Origin of the sequence: Sporosarcina sp. NCCP-2716 (genome assembly GCF_023707985.1) — a bacterium.
Classification (GTDB): domain Bacteria; phylum Bacillota; class Bacilli; order Bacillales_A; family Planococcaceae; genus Sporosarcina.
The window spans coordinates 512,487-534,534 of record NZ_BRCF01000001.1 but is presented as its reverse complement, the minus strand read 5'-3'; the positions used below and the strand labels follow the sequence as shown (position 1 = coordinate 534,534).

Genomic DNA, 22,048 nt, shown 5'->3' with positions numbered 1-22,048 from the left:
TCGAAAGAGTTATCAATAGACTTTTCGATTTTGTGACAAATTCGACATACTTTGTGAAGTTTTTTAACAGCCGATCTGGCGGGCGATTACCATACGCTGCACTTCAGAGGTTCCTTCACCGATCTCGAGCAATTTAGCGTCCCTCATATAGCGTTCCACTTCATACTCCCGCATATACCCATAGCCGCCGTGTATCTGGATCGCCTGGTCCGCGACTTCCATTGCAATTTCGGAGGCGTATAATTTACACATCGCCGCCTCTTTCGTGAATGGTTTCCCCTGGTCTTTCAGCCATGCTGCCTTGTAGACCATCGTGCGCGCCAGTTCGATCTTCAAAGCCATGTCCGCAAGCTTGAACTGGGTGATCTGAAACTCGGAAAGGGATTTCCCGAACTGCTTCCGCTCCTTCGAATAGCGGAGCGCCCTGTCATAGGCCGCCTGTGCGATGCCGACCGCCATGGCACCGATGCCGATCCGGCCGCCGTCCAGCGTCACGAGGAACTGACGGAAGCCATTGCCTCTTTCACCGAGGAGGTTCTCTTCGGGCACTTGGACGTTGTCGAGGACGAGCTCCGTCGTATTGGATGCGTGCAGACCCATCTTCTCATAGTTATCGATGATCGTGAACCCCTCCGCGTCGGTCGGAACGATGATCGCACTGATTTCTTTACCGCCTGACTCCGTTCTGCCAGTGATGGCGGTAAGTGCCAGGTTCTTGGCATAGCTCGCATTCGTAATATAGACTTTCGAGCCGCTGATCGTGAACGTGCCGTCCGCAAGTTCAGCGGTCGTCTGCGTGCCGCCCGCGTCGGATCCGGCATTCGGTTCTGTCAGTCCGAAAGCGCCGAACGACGTCCCCTCACAGATCGGACGCAAGTACTTCTGCTTCTGCTCCTCCGTGCCGAATAAGTTAAGCGGTGCACCCCCGAGCGAGATATGTGCAGAATACGTGATCCCTGTCGATGCACAGGCACGGCTCAACTCCTCCGTCACGATGGCGAAGCTGATCGTATCAGCTCCCGCTCCGCCGTATTCCTCGGAAAACGGCAGCCCCATCATCCCCATGTCCGCCAGCTGCCGGAAGATTTCTATCGGAAACTCGTTTGTCCGATCCCTGTCGATGGCGCCGGGTGCGACTTCCTCCGCCGCGAATTCGCGTATCGTCCGCTGTATCATCTGCTGTTCTTCTGTCAAATTAAAATCCATGTGAATTTCCCCCTTGTTGTGAACGCTTACATCATTCATTATACCGAATTTACTAATAGTTTAACAGAAAAAAAGATTTCCGCTTAATAAGAGATGAGCAGAAATCCGATGATCAGCAGCAGCCCTGCGGATCCGGAGATTGTAAAATACAACAATTTCAGCAGCCGGCCCGCAAAAAGCCATAATATACTATTCAGCATCAGCAGCCCCAGCAGCAGCATCGTCTCCCCTTCGAAGAAAGCGAACCAGACTTTCAGGGAGATCCCGAGGATGAGCAAAGCAGTGATGATATATGTAAAGGGAACCAGCGCAGTCCTGACCTTCCTGCTGAACAGCAGACGGATGATGAGCAGCGCCGCGACGGCGGCAGCGGCGGAGACAGCAGCCGCCGGATGGTCCTTTATCAGGAACAGACCGGCAAAAAGGACCGCTGCCAGCAGGCCCATCAGAATCATCCTGTTCGTGACTGCAGAGCGTTCTTTCTCCAAGACCGCCTTGTCCGTCTTCGCCGGTTCTGCCCCTGCGGATTCCCCTTGGGCATACAGCGTGATCAGGAAATCACAATAATGTTCCGGCAGCAGCCGGTTCTTCTTCCAATACTGAATTTCCGAGATGATGATCCGCTTTCGCTGTGGATTCATAGCCGTACTTCCTTTCTCCCCAAAAAAGGCACCGGCCTCTTGTCCGGTGCCCCGCCAATCATTCCAAGAAATCTTTCAGCCGTTTGCTGCGGGATGGATGGCGCAGTTTCCGCAATGCTTTCGCTTCGATCTGGCGGATCCGCTCGCGGGTGACGCCGAACACTTTGCCGACTTCCTCGAGCGTCCGCGTGCGGCCGTCATCCAGTCCGAACCGGAGTCTCAGTACGTTCTCTTCCCGGTCCGTCAGCGTGTCGAGCACGTCTTCCAGCTGCTCTTTCAACAGCTCATACGCAGCATGATCCGAAGGTGATTGGGCTTCCGAGTCCTCGATGAAGTCACCGAGGTGGGAGTCATCCTCTTCCCCGATCGGCGTTTCCAATGAAACTGGTTCCTGGGCGATTTTCAGGATTTCACGCACTTTCTCAGGCGTAAGCTCCATTTCCTCCCCGATTTCCTCAGGCGAAGGCTCGCGTCCCAGATCCTGCAGCAGCTGGCGCTGGACACGGATCAGCTTATTGATCGTTTCGACCATATGGACAGGGATCCGGATCGTCCTCGCCTGGTCAGCGATCGCACGGGTGATCGCCTGGCGGATCCACCATGTCGCATACGTACTGAATTTGAAGCCTTTCGTATGGTCAAACTTCTCGACCGCTTTGATGAGACCCATATTGCCTTCCTGGATCAGATCGAGAAACAGCATGCCCCGGCCGACATAGCGCTTCGCAATACTGACGACAAGCCGCAGGTTCGCTTCAGCCAGCCGCTTTTTCGCTTCCTCGTCACCTGCGATGATCCGCTTGGCCAGTTCGACTTCCTCTTTGCCGGTCAGCAGGTCGACGCGGCCGATCTCCTTCAGATACATCCGTACAGGATCGTTGATCTTCACACCCGGGGGAACACTGAGGTCATTCAGATCGAATCGCTCTTCCTCGGCTGCCGGTTTGTCCGGTGCTCCGTCGGCATTGTCGTCCTTGCCTTCCATTTCAATGCCTGCCGCCTCGATCTGATCGAGAAACTCTTCAAACTGGTCAGGTTCCATTTCGAAAGAAGCCAGTTTGTCTGTCACCTCTTCCAGTGATAGCTCCCCGCTTTTCTTTCCTGTTTCAAGCAGCACCGCTTTCACTTCTTCAAGCGTTGTTTCTGTTTCACCAGTCAGTTCCTCTTTTTTAGCCATAGTAGCCTGTTCCTCCTTATTACGCCGGTCGGCTTACATTGCCGATAATGATTTCCGGAGCTGTATGATCTCACGTGCAAGCTCAAGAGCTGCTGGATGATCGTTCATTTTTTCTGCGTCTTTCGATTCGTGCATCTTCTGTTCGATCAGCTGCTGGATCCTATGTTTCTTCAAATGTCTTACACAGTCTTCCACTTCCTGTCCGGCATGCTCCGGATCCCGCTCAGCAGAAGCGGCTTCCAATACGAGCCTGCGAAGCTCGCGCTCTTCGATCATTTCGGCGAACCGATGGAAGTCCGGAGTTCCGTGCCGCTCGTAGAAACCTGCGAGACGGATATATAAGGTTGCGTACTCATCGTGGACAAAGACATTCTCATGCTGGCGGACGGTGTCAAACAGCGACCCGTCGTTGACAATGTGGCCGAGCAGCAGCCGTTCCGCCCGTTCCGTGGCAGACAGCACTTTATTCGCCGGCCGGGAAATCGCCGGTGGTGCCGGCTCGGAGAAAGTGCCGGACTGCCCCTGCCTGACCGCTTTCCCGGCTGCTTTCGCGAATTGCTGTTCCAATGCCTCGGTCGAAACACCTGTATCCATCGACAGCTGCCGAAGCATGATGTCTTTTTCGACAGGTGTCAGAATCGATGCCAATTCCTCCATCACTTCGTGGATATACTGGAGGACATCATTCTCATGTGACAGATTCTTCGACCGCTTCGCATAGGCCATCATGAACGACATATACGTATGGGGATTGCCGATGATCTTGTCCCGGAAAGCTTCCGCCCCGTATTCCGAAATGTAATCATCGGGGTCGAGCTTGCCGGGAAGGATGGCGATCTTCAGCGAAAAGCCTTTCTGCATCGCAAGATTGGCGAACCGCTTCGCCGCTTCCCATCCCGGACTGTCGCCGTCACAGCAGATGATCAGATCATTGGTGATCCGCTTCAGTTTGACGAGCTGTGTGTCCGACAGCGAGGTTCCCATGAGCGCCACCGTGTTTTCGATTCCATTGCGGTCCGCGGACAATGTATCCATAAAACCCTCGAATAGTATTACAGTACCCGTTTTCCGGGCGTTCAGCCGTGCTCTGTGGAAATTGTAGAGCAATTTGCTTTTCTGGAAGATCGGCGTCTCCGGGCTGTTCAAGTATTTCGCTTCCTTGTCGCTCTTTTCAAGGACGCGGCCGGAGAACCCGACGATCGTACCTTGATCATCATATAGCGGAAACATGATCCGTCCCCTGAAACGGTCGAAAAAGCCTGTCCCGCTGTCCCGCTCGATCACGAGACCGGCCTGAGCCATCTCGGAAAGATCGAAATTCTGGCGTTTCAACAGGGAGGTCAGCGCTTCCCAGTCATCAAGGGCGAACCCGATACCATACTTTTCGATAGTTTCCCGGGTAAATCCTCTTTGCTGGAGATATTCATAAGCTTTTTCACCTTCCACCGTATTCAGGAGCAGATGGTTATAGAAGTTTGCCGCGAAAGCATGGGCTTCATACATTTGTTTGTGGGCTGCGTTCGTTTCAGTCCGGCTGCCCATTTCGACCGATGCATCGATCGGGATATCGAGCCGGTGTGCCAGCTGGACGACCGCTTCCGTGAATGGGAGATTGCTGATATCCATCACGAAGGTGATGGCATTGCCGCTTGCCCCGCATCCGAAACAGTGGAAAAGCTGTTTGTCCTCGGACACCGAAAAAGAAGGCGTGCTCTCACCGTGGAACGGACACAGGCCGAACCAGTTCTTGCCTCTTTTCGTTAAGCGGACATGTTCGCCGATCAAGTCGACGATGTCCGTTTTGGATCTGATTTCCTCTATCGTCTGTTCAGGGATCTTTGACATGTTTTCACCAGCTTCACTGTCTTTAATTCGGCATGATGCCGGAAAACCCTTTTTATTCGACAACAAATTTCGTTTACACGGAAACTACTAGTTTACTCCGCCCGCCGTCAGATTTCCAGTCCTTGTTCTCCGCACCGGAACGAAAAAAGAGGGACCTGTCCGAGTTAGCGGAGGTCCTTCCGGATACGTTCGAATCTGCTGCTGTTCAGCTGGGAGATGATGACGTTCGCCGTCTCTTCGACGGCACGGTTCGAAACGTCGATCACGGTGCAGCCGATTTTGGAAACGACTTTGTTGAAATGTGCGATCTCCTGCTCGATCCTGTCGACTTTTGCGTAGTTCGCATCATCTTTCAGCCCGAGTGCGATGAGCCGCTCTTTCCGGATGGAGTTGAGGACGTCCGGAGAGATGACGAGACCGAAGCATTTCGCCGGATCGATATCATACAGCTCAGCCGGCGGTTCGACTTCCGGCACGAGCGGTACATTCGCCACTTTGAAACGCTGGTGAGCCAAGTACTGGGAAAGCGGTGTCTTCGACGTCCGGGACACCCCGACGAGGACGATATCCGCATTAAGCACACCTCTCGGATCCCGGCCGTCATCATATTTCACTGCGAATTCGATCGCTTCGATTTTCTTGAAATAATCTTCATCCAGCTGGCGGACTAGGCCTGGCTCTTCGATCGGCCGTTCCTCGATTTCGTCTTCGACAGCAGTCAAAAGCGGTCCGAGCAGATCGACACACTGGACATTATGGCTGCTGCACATCCGTTTCAGTGATTCGCGCATGCTGCTCCTGACCAGAGTATAGACGATGATCGCCCGCTGCTGTTCTGCAAGCCAGGCGATCTCAGCCAGCTGGCTCTCCTCTTCGATGTGGGAGAACCGCTTCATGGAAACTGTCTCCAAATCATGGCGGAATTGGCTGGCTGCCGCTTTCGCGACCAGTTCCGCAGTCTCTCCGACCGAATCGGAAACGATGAAAAATTTCAGGTTGTTCATAAGGTTCACCTCATAGCTCATGGTCTTGTGCAAGTGTCAGGAATGCGGCCGTGATATTCGTCTTCGTAATTCTGCCGACCACTTCAAGTCCCTCTGAAGAAGATCCGATGACCGGGAGCGAATCGATCTGCTTATCGATCATCTTGCGTGCCGCAGACAGCAGGGTGTCCTTTTTGTGGCAGTAGATGATATTCGGCATCCGGGTCATGATGACATGGACCGGCATCTTCTCGAGTTCCGTATTCCCGATACTCGTGCGCAGCAGATCTTTCCGCGACAGGACGCCTGTCAGGCAGGCATTGCCGTCCACGACGAACAGGGTGCCGACGTCCTGCAGGAACATCTGGCAGATCGCATCATAGACGGAATCCTGTTCAGTCACGACGACCGGCCTGGATTGGAAATCGCCGACTTTCATGCCGATCATTTCGTCGCCTGCCGAGGTGACCTGCTTCTTCCCCGAATAGAAGTAACCGACACGGGGACGCGCGTCCAAATAGCCTGCCATCGTCAGGATGGCCAGGTCCGGACGGATTGTGGCCCGCGTCAAATTGAGCCGGTCTGCAATATGCTCACCGGTTATCGGGCCGTCCGCTTTCACGATCGCCAGGATCTCCGTCTGGCGCTTGTTGAGTTCCATCACTGTCACCGTCCTAAACGTTCAATTCAACAAACCTTCCCTCAGTATATAACAAAATGAGTTCTATTGCGAAGAATCGTGAACCGTGCTAAACTGTATGCAGATTCAATATAGGCGGAGATGGGACTAATAAGTAGTGTCGAAACGAAGCGAGCGGGGATGGTGGAAGCCCGCATCCGGCACGAAACGGCATCCCGGAGCCATGGCACGTTTGAAAGAGGGCTGTGTTTAGCAGCCAATCGAGGTGGAACCGCGGGGCATGACGCACCCGTCCTCGGACAGTCTATGTCCGTGGATGGGTGCTTATTTTAATTGGAGGGATCACTATGTACACTATGGACCAGATCGTCAACGTTTCAAAACAGCGGGGCTTCGTCTTCCCGGGCTCGGAAATCTACGGAGGGCTCGCAAATACATGGGATTACGGCCCGCTCGGCATCGAGCTGAAGAACAACATCAAGAAAGCATGGTGGAAGAAGTTCGTCCAGGAATCGCCGTATAACGTCGGTCTTGACGCAGCCATCCTCATGAACCCGAAAGTCTGGGAGGCTTCCGGCCATATCGGGAACTTCAATGACCCGATGATTGACTGCAAAAAGTGCAAAACACGCCACCGCGCGGATAAGCTGATTGAAGACGCGCTCGAAGCGAAAGGGATGGAAATCGTCGTCGACGGCATGCCGTTCGATAAGATGAAAGAGCTGATCGTCGAGCATGACATTGTCTGCCCGTCTTGCGGTGCGCTCGATTACACGGATATCCGCCAGTTCAACCTCATGTTCAAGACGACGCAGGGAGTGACGGATTCATCCGCCAATGAAATCTTCCTCCGTCCGGAAACCGCACAGGGGATCTTTGTCAACTTCAAGAACGTCCAGCGCTCAATGCGGAAGAAACTGCCGTTCGGCATCGCACAGATCGGAAAAAGCTTCCGGAATGAGATCACACCTGGGAACTTCACGTTCCGCACGCGGGAATTCGAACAGATGGAACTAGAATTCTTCTGCAAACCGGGCGAGGACGAAGAATGGTATGCCTTCTGGCGCGAGACGTCGAAAAACTGGCTGCTGTCCCTCGGTCTGACGGAAGCCAATATGCGGCTCCGTGAGCACAACGAGGACGAGCTGTCCCACTACTCGAAAGGGACTGTCGATATCGAGTTCAAATTCCCGTTCGGCTGGGGCGAACTGTGGGGCATCGCAAACCGGACGGACTTCGATTTGAAACGCCATATGGAGTACTCCGGCGAAGATTTCCATTATCAGGATCCCGTGACGAACGAGAAATTCGTCCCGTACTGCATCGAACCTTCCGTCGGTGCGGACCGCGTGACGCTTGCATTCCTATGCGATGCATTCGACGAGGAAGAGCTCGAAGGCGACGACAAGCGGACGGTCATGCGTTTCCACCCGGCGATCGCGCCGGTGAAAGCAGCAATCCTGCCGCTGTCCAAGAAACTGTCTGCGGGTGCTGAGGAAGTGTTCGCTGAGCTGCGCAAGCATTTCGCTGTCCAGTACGACGATTCCCAGTCGATCGGCAAACGCTACCGCCGCCAGGACGAGATCGGTACACCGTTCTGCATCACCTACGACTTCGATTCGGAGGAAGACCGCCAAGTGACAGTCCGCCACCGCGACTCGATGGATCAGGTCCGCATGCCGATCAGCGAACTGAAATCCTATATCGAAGAACGCATCACATTCTAATTAATGCACACAAAAAAACCGGCGGGAGCAGATCATTCATCTGCTTCCGCCGGTTTTTCCTTGTCCGGCAGCAGTGCCGGCGTCCGTTCGAGCTGGTCGAGGAATGCCCGCGATTTCAGCCGCAGCCCGACTTGTTCGTCGTAGATCTGCCGGACGATTTTCTTCATGAACTGTTTAGTCGTTTTTTTGAGGGTCAGGGAACCGACCTGGGAGATCGGCACCGTCGCGAACGTGCGGATCAGCTTCAGCTGGGCAGGCGTAATGCGGACGAGGTACGGATCCCGTTCAAAACAGCGATGGCAGAGGAACCCGATCTCCTGGAATGAGAAAGCGAATTCGCCTTCCGTCGCACCGCAGGACGCACACTGATGGAGAACGGGATGGATGCCGGCGACCGGCAGCATCTTCCATTCCGCAAACAGGGCAATCGCCTCGGGGTCGTACCCTTCGTTGATCGCGTGGAGTGCGTCATACAGCAGTTCGAAGACGCCGACGAGACGGCTGCCGTCTTCCGTCAGTTTGTCGATCAGTTCAACGATATAGCTCGCATATGCCGTTGCTTCCAGGTCCTCACGGATATGACGCATCGAATCGATCGCCTCCCCCTGTTCCAGGGATCCCATGCCTTTTCCGGTTCTCAGCAGGAAGGACGCATAGACAAACACTTGCGTGATGGACGAAAGGCGGCTCGCCGGTTTCTTTGCACCGCGCGCCATGGCGGTCATCTTGCCGGCTTCACGGGTGAGGATGGTGACGATCTTGTTCGTTTCGCCATACGGGATCGTGCGCAGCACGATCCCTTCCCATTTGTTCATCATGACAGTCGCCTCCACTCAGTTGACGGACAATCAGTATTCGTCATCCCGGAAACCGAACTCTTTCAGCTGGCCGGGCTTGTTGCGCCAGTCCTTCTGCACTTTCACCCACAGTTCCAGAAAGACTTTCGAACCGAGCAGCATTTCGATATCACGCCGCGCTTTCGAACCGATCTGTTTCAGCAGGGCGCCCTGTTTGCCGATGACGATCCCTTTCTGCGAATCCCGTTCGACAATGATTGTCGCCATGACATTGACGAGCTCCTTGTCCTTCTCCCGCGAGATTTTTTCAATGACGACAGCAATCGAATGCGGCACTTCCTCACGTGTCAGATGCAGGACCTTTTCGCGGATGAGTTCGGAGATGATGAAGCGCTCCGGGTGGTCCGTCACTTGGTCGTCCGGATAATATTTCGGTCCCTCCGGCAAGTAGGACAGCAGCGTATCCATGAGCCTCTCGACATTGTTGCCATTCAGAGCGGACAGCGGGATTATCTCCGCGAAGTCATATTCGTCGACATAGGAAGTGATGATGCCGAGCAGGTCGTCAGGATGCACGAGGTCGATTTTGTTGATGACGAGGAAGACAGGGGTTTCGGTCCCTTTCAGCATCTCGATCACGAAACGGTCACCCGGTCCGATCTTTTCGTTCGCATTCACCATGAACAGGATGACATCGACTTCCTTCAGTGTGTTCTTTGCGGATTTCATCATAAAATCGCCGAGTTTGTGTTTCGGCTTATGGATGCCAGGCGTATCGATGAAAACGATCTGAGATTCCTCGTTCGTGACGACACCCTGCACCTTATTCCGTGTGGTTTGCGGCTTATCGCTCATGATGGCGATCTTCTGTCCGACGACCCGGTTCATGAACGTCGATTTGCCGACGTTCGGCCGGCCGATGATCGATACGAAACCCGATTTGAAGTTATTCTGCCCCATAATCCAGATCCTCCTTCGTGAAAGCGCCCGGCAGCAATTCGCCGACAGTCGTTTCAAGGATGCTGCCTGTCGTGTTCGTCAGGTAGACAGGCATGTCGCTTGCACAGAATTCAGAGATGACCTGGCGGCACGCGCCGCACGGGGAAATCGGCCCTTCGGTGTTGCCTGTTACGGCAAGTGCGGCAAACGAACGTGTGCCTTCGGAAACCGCCTTGAAGAATGCAGTCCGCTCGGCGCAGTTCGCCATGCTGTAGGCGGAGTTCTCGATGTTACAGCCTTCGATGACCTCCCCGTCAGCTGTCAGCAGTGCAGCGCCTACAGGAAATCTGGAATAAGGCACATAGGCGTTCTCCATTGCATGTATCGCGTGTTCAATCAGTTGTTGTTTGTCCATCTTCTACACTCCATTCAGTTATATCAGCCATTTCGGCAAAAAGATAAGCGCCCCGATGATCGCGCTCGAGATGGCGAAGACGAGGACGGCACCTGCCGCAAGGTCTTTCGCCTGTTTTGCGAGCGGATGGAATTCGCCGGTCACCAGGTCCACTGCCCGTTCGACCGCCGCATTCAACAGCTCGAGAGCGATCATGAGGCCGATGAGGATGATGATGATCATCCATTCCATCCGGCTGAGACCGGTCAGCCACCCTGCGAGGAGCACAGCTGCAGCCGCTGCAATATGTGATTTCACATTACGTTCGTGCAGCGCGCCGTGCACGATCCCCGACCAGGCGTAAGAGAACGCCTTGAAATATCGTTTCATAAGATTACCGGTTCAGCCCGTACGCTGCCAGGATTTCGTCTTGGCGGCCGAACATTTCCTTTTCATCCGTTTCGGTCATATGGTCATAACCGAGAAGATGAAGGAATCCATGGAGGGCGAGGAACCCGATCTCACGATCCACGCTGTGTCCATAGTCCGCCGCCTGCCGCTCCGCCGTCTCGACGGAGATGAGCAGGTCGCCCAAGTGGCGCGGGATGCCGGCAGTGCCGCGGATTGCGGTCTCCCCTTCCCCTTCTTCCTCGAGGGCGAACGAGATGACATCCGTCGCCTGGTCCTTACCGCGGTATTCCCGGTTGATGTGCCGGATGGCTGCATCATCGAGGAAAGTGACCGAGACTTCGGTACCGTCTTCGAGTTGTTCCGCTTCGGCAGCGAACGTCAGCAGTTCTTCGATCAGAGGCGCGGCGCTGGCGCCCTTCCCTTCTGTTTCATCGATGAAGTCAATGACAAGCATACGTCCACTCCTCCCTGAACTATTATTTCGGATATTCGATCCGGCTGTGGAAAATGCCATTCAGTGTTTCGCAGATGACCTGCTCCACTTTCCGGATTTCTTTCATCGACAAATCGCATTCGTCGAATTGGCCGTCATTCACTTTGTCCTTCACGATCGCTTCGACGAGCGCTGAGATCTTTTCAGGCGTCGGGTCTTTCATGGAGCGGACTGCCGCTTCACAGCTGTCCGCAATCGAAATGACAGCAATCTCCTTCGTCTGGGGTTTCGGCCCCTTGTAGCGGAAATCATCCTCCCGGACGCCCGGCCCCAGTTCCTTCGCTTTGTAGAAAAAGAACTTCAGGAAGCTGGTCCCGTGGTGCTGGCGGGCAATATCGATAATGTGCGACGGCATTTTGTGCGCCAGGAGGATATCGGCTCCGTCTGCGGCGTGGGCAATAATGATATCCCGGCTTTCCTCCGGCGTCAACTGATCATGCGGGTTCACCCCATGCTGGTTCTCGATGAAGTACATCGGCCGCACCGTTTTCCCGATGTCATGATAATAACTGCCGACCCGTGCAAGCAGGCCGTTGGCACCGATCGCTTCGCATGCGGCATCCGCTAGGTTCGCGACCATGACGCTGTGGTGGTACGTGCCCGGTGTTTCGGTGAGCACTTTCTTCAGCAGCGGATGGTTCGGATTCGACAGTTCGATCAGCCTCATATCCGACACGACATTGAAGACCGATTCGAAAAACGGCAGGAGACCGATCGTCAGCGCGGCGGAAAGGATGGCGGAACTGACGGCGGCCACCGCATAGAAGGCGATCTCCGACAGCGTATACGCCGACTGGGTCATGAGCAGGTAGAACGCAATGTAGAGTACATTGACACCGGCTGTCGCGAGACTCGTCCTAAGGATGGCCGTCCGCCTGCCGCTGTCACCGAGCGCGAGCAGGGCAGTCACTCCGCTCAGCAGGAAGTAAAGGACCACTTCCATCTGCATGATCGACGCGACCCCTTCCTGCAGGATCAGGCCGCTCAGCGCTGCCGTGACTATGAGCGACAGGAATGCCAGCCGGTCATTCGTCAGCAGTTTCACAAGCAGCGGTGCCATGGCGGCCGGGAAGATGAACGCCACCTGCACGTCGAATTCCTTCTCCAGGATACCGGTGAGTTTCATCATGATGACGGTCAGGAACAGGACTGCATAGAAGATGATCAGAAACTTCTTCCGCACGGCACTGTCCTCGGCGAGCGTCATGAAATAGCCATAGATGAGACCCGAAAGGAGCAGCAGGAAACAGATGAGCCCCGCGATCGGCTTGGCGGAGGTCTGGTTGGTCAGCAGCCCAGTCAGCTGCAGCTGCCGGTAAGTCTCCTTATCGATCACCTGGCCTTCCCTGACAAGGACTTGTCCCTGCAGGATACGGGTCGGTTCGATGCTTTCGCGGGCCTGTTTGACGCGCTGTTCGGTCAGTTCCTCGTTGACTGTTTCCGTCGGTATGATGAGCGGCCGAACCAGCTGGATCATCGCCTGGATCTGTTTTTCAGGGATCCCCTGCGACATCCTCAGCTTCCGCTCGGCGTCATACTGCACAGCGGACAGGTCTTTCGCTTTGAATGGTTTCGATAATTCCGACGAAAGGATACCTTCCAATTCGTCATGCATGGTCATGAGGACCGCTTCATCTTCCAAGAGGAGGTTCTCAAGCACCGAATCCTCCAGATGGAAATCCGGTTCTTTTTCCTGCAGTTCCTTCTGTTTTTCCTTCATCTCGGAGACCGCTCGTTTCAAGTCGGCCGGAGAGGCGTCTTCCTCTTTGGCGAGCTTCGTCTTCTTCACTTTCAAGATGTCTTCGAACAGCGATTTCGCGATCGACTGCCGGTTTGTGGCAATCTCTTCGTTGAACTGATACACCGGCGGCTGCTCGTCCGCCACCCGCTCCCGCTCTTCCTCTGTCTTTTCCGTGTCCTCCACGGTTTTCAGGGAACGGATCGTGCTCGGAGCGATTTCGAAGGGAGACAGTTCATATGTCTCCTGCTTGACGTCGTTGAACAGCAGCACAAAGAGCAGGACGGCGGCTAAACCGATCACCACGCTTGCCGTGACGTGGAATTTTAAAGACTTGACAAGTCGGATCAACGGCTTCAGCATCCCTTGAATCCCCTTTCAGTCGTGAAAAGTGCAAAAAGTAGAAAAACGGAATATGTAAGGAGCAGCCCGGTCAGGACTGCTCTTCTTCGTATGCATCGATGATCTTAGCGACGATCGGATGACGGACGACATCCGCCGGCTCAAGATACTGGAAATGGATTTCCTTCACTTTGGACAGGATCGATTCTGCCGCGATGAGTCCTGACTTCACACCTTTCGGCAGGTCGATCTGTGTCTTGTCGCCTGTGATGACCATCTTCGACCCGAACCCGAGCCGCGTCAGGAACATCTTCATCTGCGCATGTGTCGTATTCTGGGCTTCGTCCAGGATGACGAACGCATCATCGAGCGTCCGCCCCCGCATGTACGCAAGCGGAGCGATTTCGATGGCGCCCCGTTCGATAAGGCGCTCCGTATGCTCCGCACCAAGCATGTCATGCAGCGCATCGTACAGCGGCCGCAAGTACGGATCGACTTTCTCTTTCAAGTCACCCGGGAGGAAGCCGAGACTTTCGCCAGCTTCCACGGCAGGACGCGTCAGGATGATCCGTTTGGATGCCCCCGTCTTCATGGCATGGACGGCAAGGACGACCGCTAAGTACGTCTTTCCTGTGCCGGCAGGGCCGATGCAGAACGTCAGGTCATTCTGGCGGATCGCCTGGACGTATTCCCGCTGGCCGATCGTCTTCGCCCGGATGACTTTCCCTTTGCTGTTCCGGGCGATTTCCGCGTCATACAATTCCGCAAAATACTCCACTGTCCCGTTAGTCACCATCTCAAGTGCCGTAGCGACGTCCCGCTGGTTGATCTGGATGCCTTTCCGGATGACTTTCAGCAATTGTTCCAGCAGCTGCTTGGCGGCAGCCGTGCCTTCTTCGGAGCCTCTCAGGGAGATGTCCTCTCCCCGGGTCAGGACCGATACGGCAAGCTGTTCTTCAATCAGCTTGATGTTCTGATCTGAAATGCCGAGCAGCATGATGGCTTCGTTTGGATCTTCTAGGTGCAGCTGCAGAGTTTGTTCGCTCAATCAATCGTCTCCCCCTTGGGTTGGGATATTGGTCTTTTCACCGCAATATTTTCATTGATCAAAAAAAGTACAGTCCCTGTTACTTTATCACTGTCAAACGTCACCTGTAAAATGTTTTCATCTTTGATCTCTTTCTCGAAGGATGTTTCCGACAGCAGTTTATATTTGAGCAGCGGGACGATGAATGACTCTTCCATGCCTTTTTCCAGTGTCACTTCTTTCAGCGGGTGTTCCGTCCGCTCATCCCATTGCACGATTTTCCAGAAAGGCCGGCCTGATTGTCCTTTTTTCTGCCATGGGAACTGCCATTCGACTGTGATTTCCGTTTCTCCGACGCTCCGGTACTGGACGGTCCGGGGCAGAGAGAACCGGTATTCCAGCCAATAATCAGCAAATACTGCGCCTTCCGCACCGACCACAGCGGTCTTATCCCCCTGGACGAGAACACCTGTCGCCAGGAGATCCCCTTTCTTCACTGTCTGGTTCCTACGGGCGGCAGGTTCGCCGCTCGCCAGCTGGAACCTGGTGATCACGCCTCCTGTCCGAGCAGCGAGTTCGCCGGGTTCTCCGCGGCTGCCCGTATTCTTCGCCGTTTTCGGGGACAGCATCGGGATGACGTTCAGCGTCGCGCCGTTCTTCTCGAACCGAACCCAGGACAGCTCCGGCTCGGCTGCCATGATTTGCGTGCGCAGGGTCCCCTCGTCCGGCAGCTGCTGCAGCAGGCGCATCGGGACGACTGACGAGCTCGTCAGCGCCTGCTGCACCTTCGAGGCCACTTCGGGATGCTCGGCGTCGACCGTCACCTGCCAGAGGAACAGCGAGGCGGCAAATGGGATGATCCCGAAGAGCAGCAGACTCCAGGAGCGGAACAGCCGCTCTGACGGGGAGCCGTCCTCCAGCCTGACCAGATGGACTTTCAGCCGGCTGCGGCGTCTGTTCGCGCGGATGTAGCGGATTCCCTGCCGGTCTGTCCGGAACCAGATGGCATCCTCCATATATTCCAGCCGGGATACTTTTTTCTTTTGCCGGATCATTTCATTGATGAACCCCTCGCCATTCCCGGAGCCGCTCAGTTCGACGTCATACAGCCGGCGTTTCATGAGAGGGCTCCGTCCGCCCGCTGTTTCACGATACGGAGCTCTTGCAGTTCCGTAAATGACAGGAGCGCTGAATTTTCAAGGAGCATATCGAATTCGAACCCTGTGCCGTGCAATTCGATTTCAAAGCCTTCTTTCCGGAGAAGGACACTGTCCGGAGTTATCCGGACGAGTTCGTAACCGCCAAGCAATTTCAACGTTGACCAGTCTTCAATCGACAGGAAAGATCCCATTTCAAATAGTTTTCTCAACGAATTGACCCCCTATACCAATCGTATGCTTGGCGTAGGGGGTCAATGCACAGCGGGATCACTGTTTCGATTTTGGAGGACCGAGGACTTCCGAGAAGATGATGCCTTTCAGAATATCCTGCTCATCCGTAATGTCGATGGCGGTATCGGTTTTCTGTTCACGCACAGCCGACTCCGGATTGTGCGCGGACAGCCTGCCGCTTCTGGACGACGGTTCCCGGCTGCTGCGGCGTGCAGGTTGCTCGGCTTTCCTTTCAACAGGCTGCCGGACCGGCGCTTTTGCAGGCGGGGCCTGCAGGATGACTTCAGGTCTGGCAGCTGCCGGCTGCCCAGCAGGTTTTCGCTGTTCTTCCTGGATTTCCCGGTAGATATCACCGGTGATCTCCTTCAGACGCTTGAACGGATCCGTTTGCTCAGCCGGCGCCGATCTTCTCGGCTCTACGGGAGCAGGGCGCGATTCAGGCTGCCGCTGCGGTGCTTGCCGCTGCGGCTTGCCGTCTTCCGGCCCGCCTTTCCCTTTTTTGCCGAACAGCGTACTGATAAGCCCGATCACGATCAAGATAATTATTTGTTCCATCAGCGCATCCCCTTTCCGGGAAGTTGCAGCTTGCTGCTATTAAGGCTTCTTCGGCTTATCATCTTGCTTGCCGGTGCCGCTGATTTTCCCGATGGAATCTCTCATGCCTGTATCGGCCTGCAGGTTTTTGTAGTTCATGTAATCCATGACTCCGATATTTCCGCTGCGGAGCGCTTCGGCCATCGCCATCGGCACTTCCGCCTCGGCTTCCACGACTTTCGAACGCATCTCGACAACTTTGGCGCTCATTTCCTGTTCGTTCGCAACCGCCATCGCGCGGCGCTCCTCGGCTTTCGCCTGGGCGATATTCTTATCCGCCATGGCCTGTTCCGTCTGAAGTTCCGCACCGATGTTTTTGCCGACGTCAACATCCGCGATGTCGATAGACAGGATTTCGAATGCCGTTCCGGAATCGAGACCTTTCGTCAGGACCGTCTGGGAGATCAGGTCCGGATTTTCCAATACTTTCGCGTGATCCACAGACGAACCGATCGTCGAGACGATCCCTTCGCCGACACGCGCTACGATCGTTTCTTCCCCTGCGCCCCCGACGAGGCGGTCGATGTTCGCACGTACTGTGATCCTTGCTTTCGCTTTCACTTCGATACCGTTCATCGCAACACCTGCGATGAATGGAGTCTCAATCACTTTCGGGTTGACGGACATCTGCACCGCTTCCAGGACATCCCGTCCTGCGAGGTCGATTGCAGCCGCCCGTTCGAATGTAAGCTCGATGTTGGCACGCTGCGCAGCGATGAGAGCATTGACGACGCGGTCGACGTTACCGCCCGCGAGGTAATGGCTCTCCAGCTGGTTGATCGTTACATCCACTCCGGCTTTGTGGGCCTTGATGAGCGGGTTGACGACCCGGCTCGGGATTACGCGGCGGAGCCGCATTCCGACGAGGGTGAAAATACTGACTCGCACTCCTGCAGCCATTGCGGAAATCCACAGTGCGACGGGTACGAAGGTGAAGAATACTGATAGGATGATGATCGCCGCGACGACGATGACGACCAGCCCGATTAGACTTCCATTGATCATTGGTCATTTCCCTCCATTTCTCGAAGTTCCCTGACAACTGTCCGGGATCCTTCCACTTTCACTATCTTAACATGCTTTCCTTTGTCGATGTAGCTTCCTTCCGAAACGACATCGATCCGTTCGCCATCCATCTCTATGGCACCCGACGGCCGCAGAGCGGTCAGCGTGGTGCCAGTCTTCCCGATCCAGTCCACATGGTTCACATTCGATACGTAACCGCTTTCCGTATCTGTCGCATCCATGAGGACGACCTTGTTGAGAAGGTGCAGCCGTTTGCCGAAGAACTTCATGATTACCACCATCCCCATAATTGCTACCGCCAGTGCAATAAGCACTGAAATTGCCATATACATCGGATTTGCACCTGCCAGGATGATACTGGCAGTGACCGCGACGGCACCGAGGATGCCCGCGATCCCGTGCGGAAGGAAAATCTCAGCGACGATCAGCCCCGCCCCGAGAAGGAACAGCAGCAGCGCCTCATAGCCTGCGAGGCCGGCGATCATGTGCCCGTAGAAAAAGAGCAGCAGCGCGGAAAGCCCCATCGTCCCTGCAACCCCGAACCCAGGGGAATACAGTTCCACTACGAGCCCGAGACCTGCGAGCGACAGCAGTATCGGCACGACTACCGGGTTTGTGATGAAGCGTGCGATCTTTTCGCTGACAGTCGGTGCGGAGGTGATGACATCGGCCCCTTGCATGTCGATTTCGCTTAGAAGGGCGGCATAATCGGCGGCAGTCCCTTCGCTGTAACCGACCGACTCGGCTTCCTTGTTCGTCAGCGTCAGCAATTTTCCCTTGCCGGCCCGATATTCTTTCACATCGACATCCGGATCGGCCATGGCCAGAGCGTATTTCGGGTCCCTGCCTTGGGATTCCGCTGCGTTCATCATGTCAGCGGACCAGGAACTCTGCGCTTTCGTGTCGGCTGCATTGCCTGCGGAATCGATCACCGCGGAGGCACCCATCTTCGAATTCGGCGCCATGTAGATCTTATCGGCATGCAGCGCGAGGAACGCACCTGCCGACATAGCCCGTTTGTTCACATAGGCGATGATCGGAATCTTAGTCTCATCCATCAGCTTTGCGATCTCACCCGCCGTGTCCACGAAGCCGCCCGGCGTATTGATGTCCAGGATAATGGCATCCGCACCCTCATCAGCCGCTTCCGAGAAGGAGCGCTGCAGGAAGGCGTATAGCCCTTTTTCAACTTCGCCATGGACAGGGACTTTGTAAACGGTTCCACTTGCTGCAGAGGTTATGCCGGCGAGCGGAACAGCCAGGACGGAAACAGTCAGAGTCAGAAGCAGAATTACCCGCATGAGCTTCTGCAAACTATCACCTGCTTTCTTGAATATAAGTTTGTCTCTTCAAAGTATACCTATTCTACGGATGAAACACACGAAAGTTTCATTCACCTGAAAGTTTTCCGATAGACACCTGTCACTTCCCGGACATATGAAAATAAGCCGGAAAACCTGATCGGTTTTCCGGCTTACGCGCATTTTACTGGGTTAACGTTGCACAAGGCAATCAATATGGGAGTTAATCAGAATTTGCGTTTACGAGCAGCTTCGGATTTCTTTTTACGCTTTACACTTGGCTTCTCATAAAACTCATGCTTTCTTACGTCCTGAATCGTACCGCTCTTGGATACAGTACGTTTGAAGCGGCGAAGAGCATCTTCAAGTGATTCGTTCTTACGAACAGTTGTTTTAGTCATCTCTTGTCCCTCCCTCCGAACACACTTCGAACATAGCACACTGCTATGTACTCAAAAATTATATCCTATAATTTTAAGACAGTCAATAAAAAACTAGAAATCAATAATCACTATCTGCCTGCAGGCCTTCCATGATCGATACGCCGGAACTTGCACCGATCCGGGTGGCACCGGCTTCTTTCATCATCTTCAGATCTTCGAGGCTGCGGACGCCTCCGGATGCTTTCACGCCCATTGCTGGACCTACCACTGCGCGCATCAATTTCACATCTTCCTTTGTCGCTCCGCCTGTCGAGAAACCGGTCGACGTTTTGACGAAATCGGCTTTTGCATTGACTGCACATTCACATGCCGCCCGTTTCTCTTCGTCTGTCAGCAGAGATGTTTCAATGATGACTTTCACGGCAGCGTTGCCGCCGGCAGCTTCCACGACCGCTTCGATGTCACGCCGGACCGTATCCGTGTCACCGCTTTTCAATGCCCCGATGTTGATGACCATGTCGATTTCGCCGGCCCCGTTCGCAATGGCATCCTTCGTTTCGAATGCCTTCACAGCTGACGTGGATGCGCCGAGCGGGAAGCCGATGACCGTGCATGTCTTGACGTCGGTGCCTTGGAGTTCCCGGGCTGCCGTCTCCACCCAAGCAGGGTTTATGCACACGGAGGCGAATGAATAGTCCTTCGCTTCTTTGCACAGTGCGATGATTTGTTCTTTTGTTGCATCCGCTTTCAGCAGCGTATGATCGATCATTTTTGCGACTGTCGTCATTTCCATTTCCATTACCTCCTGGAGGGTGTTCGTTCGTATCCATCATAGCAGAATCCAGCAAAAAAAAGAAACCGCCGGCTGCTTGTCCGGCGGTTTTCCCTAGTATCAGTGCACCAATTCCTTCAAATCGTCGAGGACGCGGACGAATTGGCCTTCGTTGTATGGATAGCCCGCTTTCGTCAGCTTGACGCGGACGATTTTGCCGACCATCGTTTCATCGGCAGGGAGCACGACTTTCAAGTAGTTGTCCGTATAGCCCTCATAGAGGCCGCTGTCCGGATCTTCCTTGAACTTCTCTTCCGGGATGACTTCCAGCACTTCGTCCTCGAATTCGGCTGCATACTGCTTCGCGAGCTGGTCATTCAGTGCGATGAGACGGTGGACCCTTTCATTCTTCACTTCTTCGTCCACCTGGTCCTCCATGCGGGCTGCCGGCGTGCCGGTCCGCTTGGAATAAGGGAACACATGAAGTTCCGAGAAGCGGTAGTCGCGGATGAAGTCATAGGTCTCCATGAACTCCTCTTCCGTTTCACCCGGAAAACCGACGATGACGTCGGACGTGATCGCCAAGTGAGGAAGGGCTTCCCGCAGACGGTCGAGCCGCTCTGCAAAGAATTCCATCGTATACTTGCGGCGCATCCGTTTCAGCACCGTGTTCGAACCCGACTGGATCGGGATATGCAGATGACGGACGATGATCGACGAATTGCGGAGCACGTCGATCACTTCGTCAGTAAGCTGGCTCGCTTCGATGGAACTGATCCGCAGCCGTTTCAGTCCGTGCACTTTCGTTTCCAGGTCGACGAGCAGCTTGGCGAGGTTATAGTCTTTCAGGTCCTCGCCGTAGCCGCCTGTATGGATGCCGGTCAGCACGATTTCGAGATACCCTGCATCGACCAGCTGCTGTGCCTGGCGCACGACTTCCTCCGGGTCACGGGATCGCATGAGACCGCGTGCCCAAGGGATGATGCAGAAGGTGCAGAAGTTGTTGCAGCCTTCCTGGATCTTCAATGAGGCACGTGTCCGGTCAGTGAACGCCGGGACATCTAGTTCTTCGTACACCCGGTTCTTCATGATGTTGCGCACCGCGTTGATCGGCTGGCGCTCTGTGCGGTATTCATCGATCAGACCGAGCAGTTTCGTGCGGTCTTGTGTGCCGACGACGATGTCGACACCGGGGATCGCCATGATTTCAGCAGGGGATGTCTGAGCATAGCAACCCGTGACGCAGATGACAGCATCCGGATTCTGCCGGACTGCCCGGCGGATCACTTGACGGCTCTTCTTGTCACCTGTATTCGTGACGGTGCACGTGTTGATGACATAGACATCAGCATTCTTCTCGAATTCCGTCCGTCCGTATCCGGCATCTTTAAAAAGCTGCCAGATCGCTTCGGTTTCGTAGTGGTTCACTTTACAGCCCAATGTATGGAAGGCAACCAATGACATCAGCTGCTCACCTCTTTCATTCAAATTCATAGGACATGGCGGAAAGGACATATAAAGGTGCAGTTTCTGTCCGCAGGATACGGGGGCCGAGTGACATCGGCAGGAAGCCTGCAGCGATGAGCCGCTCCGCTTCGGCGCGGGACAGACCGCCTTCCGGTCCGAACAAGACCAGTATCGATTGTCCATGATACACCTTTTGCAGACGTACTGCAATCTTATTCGAAGTGCCTTCCTTCGCTTCTTCTTCGTCCGCAAAGAGGCAGACATCGAATTCTCCGGCGAGCTGCAGGAGTTCACCGAAGCTGACAGGTTCCCCTACAGCCGGGATGACGGAACGGTGGGACTGTTCGGCAGCTTCCTTTGCGATCTTCGAAAGACGCCCGGTCTTCTTGGCGCCTTTCTTCTCATCCCACTTAGCGATGGAACGCTCCGCTTGGAACGGGATCAGCCCCGACATCCCGAGCTCCGTCCCTTTCTGGGCGATCATCTCCAGCTTGTCGCCTTTCGGCAGTCCGCAGGCAAGTGTGACGTGTACCGGGAGTTCGCTCGCCGGCGCCGCAAGTCCTGTGTCCGTGACGGTGACGCCGTCCGGCCCGATGCCGCTTATTTCCGCGATATGGCCTGTGCCGTCCCATACACAGCAGATCCTGTCGCCGGGTTCCATCCGCATGACACGGGTGATATGCTTTTCGTCGTCACCGGTGATCCGTGCGATGCCGGATTCGTCAAACGGCTGTTCTAAAAAGTAGCGCTGCAT

23 protein-coding genes are annotated in these 22,048 nt (G+C 54.8%); 1 reads left to right on the top strand and 22 read right to left on the bottom strand.

From position 1 onward, the window contains the following. Positions 1-63: 63 nt before the first annotated feature. The 6 genes from NFU03_RS02765 to ccpN form a co-directional block, all read right to left on the bottom strand. Positions 64-1,206: an acyl-CoA dehydrogenase family protein gene (locus NFU03_RS02765; protein ID WP_251635914.1), complete on the bottom strand. Its 1,143-nt coding sequence runs from the start codon at positions 1,204-1,206 to the stop codon at positions 64-66. Between the two features lie 83 nt (positions 1,207-1,289). Continuing rightward, positions 1,290-1,847, bottom strand: a complete 558-nt coding sequence (locus NFU03_RS02760) for a hypothetical protein (RefSeq protein ID WP_251635913.1) — start codon at positions 1,845-1,847, stop codon at positions 1,290-1,292. Positions 1,848-1,905: 58 nt separating this feature from the next. Next, positions 1,906-3,024, bottom strand: coding sequence for an RNA polymerase sigma factor RpoD (rpoD, locus tag NFU03_RS02755; RefSeq protein WP_251635912.1), 1,119 nt, complete (start codon positions 3,022-3,024; stop codon positions 1,906-1,908). A 33-nt stretch (positions 3,025-3,057) separates the two neighbouring features. Beyond that, positions 3,058-4,869, bottom strand: coding sequence for a DNA primase (gene dnaG, locus NFU03_RS02750; protein WP_251635911.1), 1,812 nt, complete (start codon positions 4,867-4,869; stop codon positions 3,058-3,060). Between the two features lie 164 nt (positions 4,870-5,033). Continuing rightward, positions 5,034-5,873, bottom strand: coding sequence for a pyruvate, water dikinase regulatory protein (locus tag NFU03_RS02745; RefSeq protein ID WP_251635909.1), 840 nt, complete (start codon positions 5,871-5,873; stop codon positions 5,034-5,036). 10 nt (positions 5,874-5,883) lie between these two features. Further along, positions 5,884-6,522: a transcriptional regulator CcpN gene (ccpN, locus tag NFU03_RS02740; RefSeq protein ID WP_251635907.1), complete on the bottom strand. Its 639-nt coding sequence runs from the start codon at positions 6,520-6,522 to the stop codon at positions 5,884-5,886. A 317-nt stretch (positions 6,523-6,839) separates the two neighbouring features. Here ccpN and NFU03_RS02735 point away from each other — a divergent pair, with 317 nt between their 5' ends. Continuing rightward, entirely contained in the window at positions 6,840-8,219 is a 1,380-nt protein-coding gene (locus tag NFU03_RS02735; RefSeq protein ID WP_251635905.1) for a glycine--tRNA ligase, read from the top strand. A 32-nt stretch (positions 8,220-8,251) separates the two neighbouring features. Here NFU03_RS02735 and recO read toward each other — a convergent pair whose 3' ends face one another. The 16 genes from recO to NFU03_RS02655 all read right to left on the bottom strand — a co-directional run bounded on the left by recO (position 8,252) and on the right by NFU03_RS02655 (position 22,048). Then, entirely contained in the window at positions 8,252-9,037 is a 786-nt protein-coding gene (gene recO, locus NFU03_RS02730; RefSeq protein WP_251635903.1) for a DNA repair protein RecO, read from the bottom strand. 30 nt (positions 9,038-9,067) lie between these two features. Further along, positions 9,068-9,976: a GTPase Era gene (era, locus tag NFU03_RS02725; protein WP_251635901.1), complete on the bottom strand. Its 909-nt coding sequence runs from the start codon at positions 9,974-9,976 to the stop codon at positions 9,068-9,070. Beyond that, positions 9,963-10,370, bottom strand: a complete 408-nt coding sequence (locus NFU03_RS02720) for a cytidine deaminase (RefSeq protein WP_251635900.1) — start codon at positions 10,368-10,370, stop codon at positions 9,963-9,965. Before NFU03_RS02720 ends, era begins: the two co-directional genes overlap by 14 nt. An 18-nt stretch (positions 10,371-10,388) precedes the next feature. Beyond that, complete coding sequence (locus NFU03_RS02715) at positions 10,389-10,739, bottom strand: diacylglycerol kinase family protein (RefSeq protein WP_251635898.1); 351 nt, start codon at positions 10,737-10,739, stop codon at positions 10,389-10,391. 4 nt (positions 10,740-10,743) lie between these two features. Next, complete coding sequence (gene ybeY, locus NFU03_RS02710; RefSeq protein ID WP_251635897.1) at positions 10,744-11,214, bottom strand: rRNA maturation RNase YbeY; 471 nt, start codon at positions 11,212-11,214, stop codon at positions 10,744-10,746. A gap of 22 nt (positions 11,215-11,236) precedes the next feature. Continuing rightward, entirely contained in the window at positions 11,237-13,354 is a 2,118-nt protein-coding gene (locus tag NFU03_RS02705) for an HD family phosphohydrolase (protein WP_251635896.1), read from the bottom strand. Positions 13,355-13,424: 70 nt separating this feature from the next. Then, complete coding sequence (locus NFU03_RS02700; RefSeq protein WP_251635895.1) at positions 13,425-14,381, bottom strand: PhoH family protein; 957 nt, start codon at positions 14,379-14,381, stop codon at positions 13,425-13,427. Beyond that, on the bottom strand, positions 14,378-15,481 hold the full coding sequence (locus NFU03_RS02695) for a sporulation protein YqfD (protein ID WP_251635894.1): 1,104 nt from the start codon (positions 15,479-15,481) through the stop codon (positions 14,378-14,380). The genes NFU03_RS02700 and NFU03_RS02695 overlap by 4 nt, the downstream gene beginning before the upstream one ends. Continuing rightward, positions 15,478-15,729 (bottom strand): hypothetical protein, encoded by a 252-nt coding sequence (locus NFU03_RS02690; protein ID WP_251635893.1) that lies wholly within the window; start codon positions 15,727-15,729, stop codon positions 15,478-15,480. Before NFU03_RS02690 ends, NFU03_RS02695 begins: the two co-directional genes overlap by 4 nt. A gap of 58 nt (positions 15,730-15,787) precedes the next feature. Further along, the gene (locus NFU03_RS02685; RefSeq protein ID WP_251635891.1) at positions 15,788-16,306 is read right to left on the bottom strand and encodes a hypothetical protein; all 519 of its coding nucleotides are present in this window, start codon (positions 16,304-16,306) and stop codon (positions 15,788-15,790) included. Between the two features lie 39 nt (positions 16,307-16,345). After that, the gene (floA, locus tag NFU03_RS02680) at positions 16,346-17,350 is read right to left on the bottom strand and encodes a flotillin-like protein FloA (RefSeq protein ID WP_251635889.1); all 1,005 of its coding nucleotides are present in this window, start codon (positions 17,348-17,350) and stop codon (positions 16,346-16,348) included. After that, on the bottom strand, positions 17,347-18,672 hold the full coding sequence (locus NFU03_RS02675; protein WP_251636215.1) for an NfeD family protein: 1,326 nt from the start codon (positions 18,670-18,672) through the stop codon (positions 17,347-17,349). Before NFU03_RS02675 ends, floA begins: the two co-directional genes overlap by 4 nt. 227 nt (positions 18,673-18,899) lie before the next feature. Beyond that, complete coding sequence (gene rpsU / locus NFU03_RS02670) at positions 18,900-19,073, bottom strand: 30S ribosomal protein S21 (RefSeq protein WP_025784794.1); 174 nt, start codon at positions 19,071-19,073, stop codon at positions 18,900-18,902. Between the two features lie 100 nt (positions 19,074-19,173). Further along, complete coding sequence (gene deoC / locus NFU03_RS02665; protein WP_251636214.1) at positions 19,174-19,842, bottom strand: deoxyribose-phosphate aldolase; 669 nt, start codon at positions 19,840-19,842, stop codon at positions 19,174-19,176. A gap of 105 nt (positions 19,843-19,947) precedes the next feature. Continuing rightward, entirely contained in the window at positions 19,948-21,291 is a 1,344-nt protein-coding gene (gene mtaB, locus NFU03_RS02660) for a tRNA (N(6)-L-threonylcarbamoyladenosine(37)-C(2))-methylthiotransferase MtaB (protein ID WP_251635887.1), read from the bottom strand. A 16-nt stretch (positions 21,292-21,307) separates the two neighbouring features. Next, positions 21,308-22,048: a 16S rRNA (uracil(1498)-N(3))-methyltransferase gene (locus NFU03_RS02655; RefSeq protein ID WP_251635885.1), complete on the bottom strand. Its 741-nt coding sequence runs from the start codon at positions 22,046-22,048 to the stop codon at positions 21,308-21,310.

Excerpts from the sequence above, each read along its gene's own strand:
- NFU03_RS02745 (WP_251635909.1), bottom strand. The coding sequence starts at position 5,873 with ATGAACAACCTGAAATTTTTCATCGTTTCCGATTCGGTCGGAGAGACT.
- dnaG (WP_251635911.1), bottom strand. The coding sequence starts at position 4,869 with ATGTCAAAGATCCCTGAACAGACGATAGAGGAAATCAGATCCAAAACG.
- ybeY (WP_251635897.1), bottom strand. The coding sequence starts at position 11,214 with ATGCTTGTCATTGACTTCATCGATGAAACAGAAGGGAAGGGCGCCAGC.
- NFU03_RS02765 (WP_251635914.1), bottom strand. The coding sequence starts at position 1,206 with ATGGATTTTAATTTGACAGAAGAACAGCAGATGATACAGCGGACGATA.
- NFU03_RS02685 (WP_251635891.1), bottom strand. The coding sequence starts at position 16,306 with ATGGAACAAATAATTATCTTGATCGTGATCGGGCTTATCAGTACGCTG.
- NFU03_RS02760 (WP_251635913.1), bottom strand. The coding sequence starts at position 1,847 with ATGAATCCACAGCGAAAGCGGATCATCATCTCGGAAATTCAGTATTGG.
- NFU03_RS02695 (WP_251635894.1), bottom strand. The coding sequence starts at position 15,481 with ATGAAACGCCGGCTGTATGACGTCGAACTGAGCGGCTCCGGGAATGGC.
- NFU03_RS02715 (WP_251635898.1), bottom strand. The coding sequence starts at position 10,739 with ATGAAACGATATTTCAAGGCGTTCTCTTACGCCTGGTCGGGGATCGTG.
- NFU03_RS02720 (WP_251635900.1), bottom strand. The coding sequence starts at position 10,370 with ATGGACAAACAACAACTGATTGAACACGCGATACATGCAATGGAGAAC.
- NFU03_RS02655 (WP_251635885.1), bottom strand. The coding sequence starts at position 22,048 with ATGCAGCGCTACTTTTTAGAACAGCCGTTTGACGAATCCGGCATCGCA.
- rpoD (WP_251635912.1), bottom strand. The coding sequence starts at position 3,024 with ATGGCTAAAAAAGAGGAACTGACTGGTGAAACAGAAACAACGCTTGAA.
- NFU03_RS02705 (WP_251635896.1), bottom strand. The coding sequence starts at position 13,354 with ATGCTGAAGCCGTTGATCCGACTTGTCAAGTCTTTAAAATTCCACGTC.
- mtaB (WP_251635887.1), bottom strand. The coding sequence starts at position 21,291 with ATGTCATTGGTTGCCTTCCATACATTGGGCTGTAAAGTGAACCACTAC.
- era (WP_251635901.1), bottom strand. The coding sequence starts at position 9,976 with ATGGGGCAGAATAACTTCAAATCGGGTTTCGTATCGATCATCGGCCGG.
- NFU03_RS02735 (WP_251635905.1), top strand. The coding sequence starts at position 6,840 with ATGTACACTATGGACCAGATCGTCAACGTTTCAAAACAGCGGGGCTTC.
- deoC (WP_251636214.1), bottom strand. The coding sequence starts at position 19,842 with ATGACGACAGTCGCAAAAATGATCGATCATACGCTGCTGAAAGCGGAT.
- recO (WP_251635903.1), bottom strand. The coding sequence starts at position 9,037 with ATGATGAACAAATGGGAAGGGATCGTGCTGCGCACGATCCCGTATGGC.
- NFU03_RS02675 (WP_251636215.1), bottom strand. The coding sequence starts at position 18,672 with ATGCGGGTAATTCTGCTTCTGACTCTGACTGTTTCCGTCCTGGCTGTT.
- rpsU (WP_025784794.1), bottom strand. The coding sequence starts at position 19,073 with ATGACTAAAACAACTGTTCGTAAGAACGAATCACTTGAAGATGCTCTT.
- floA (WP_251635889.1), bottom strand. The coding sequence starts at position 17,350 with ATGATCAATGGAAGTCTAATCGGGCTGGTCGTCATCGTCGTCGCGGCG.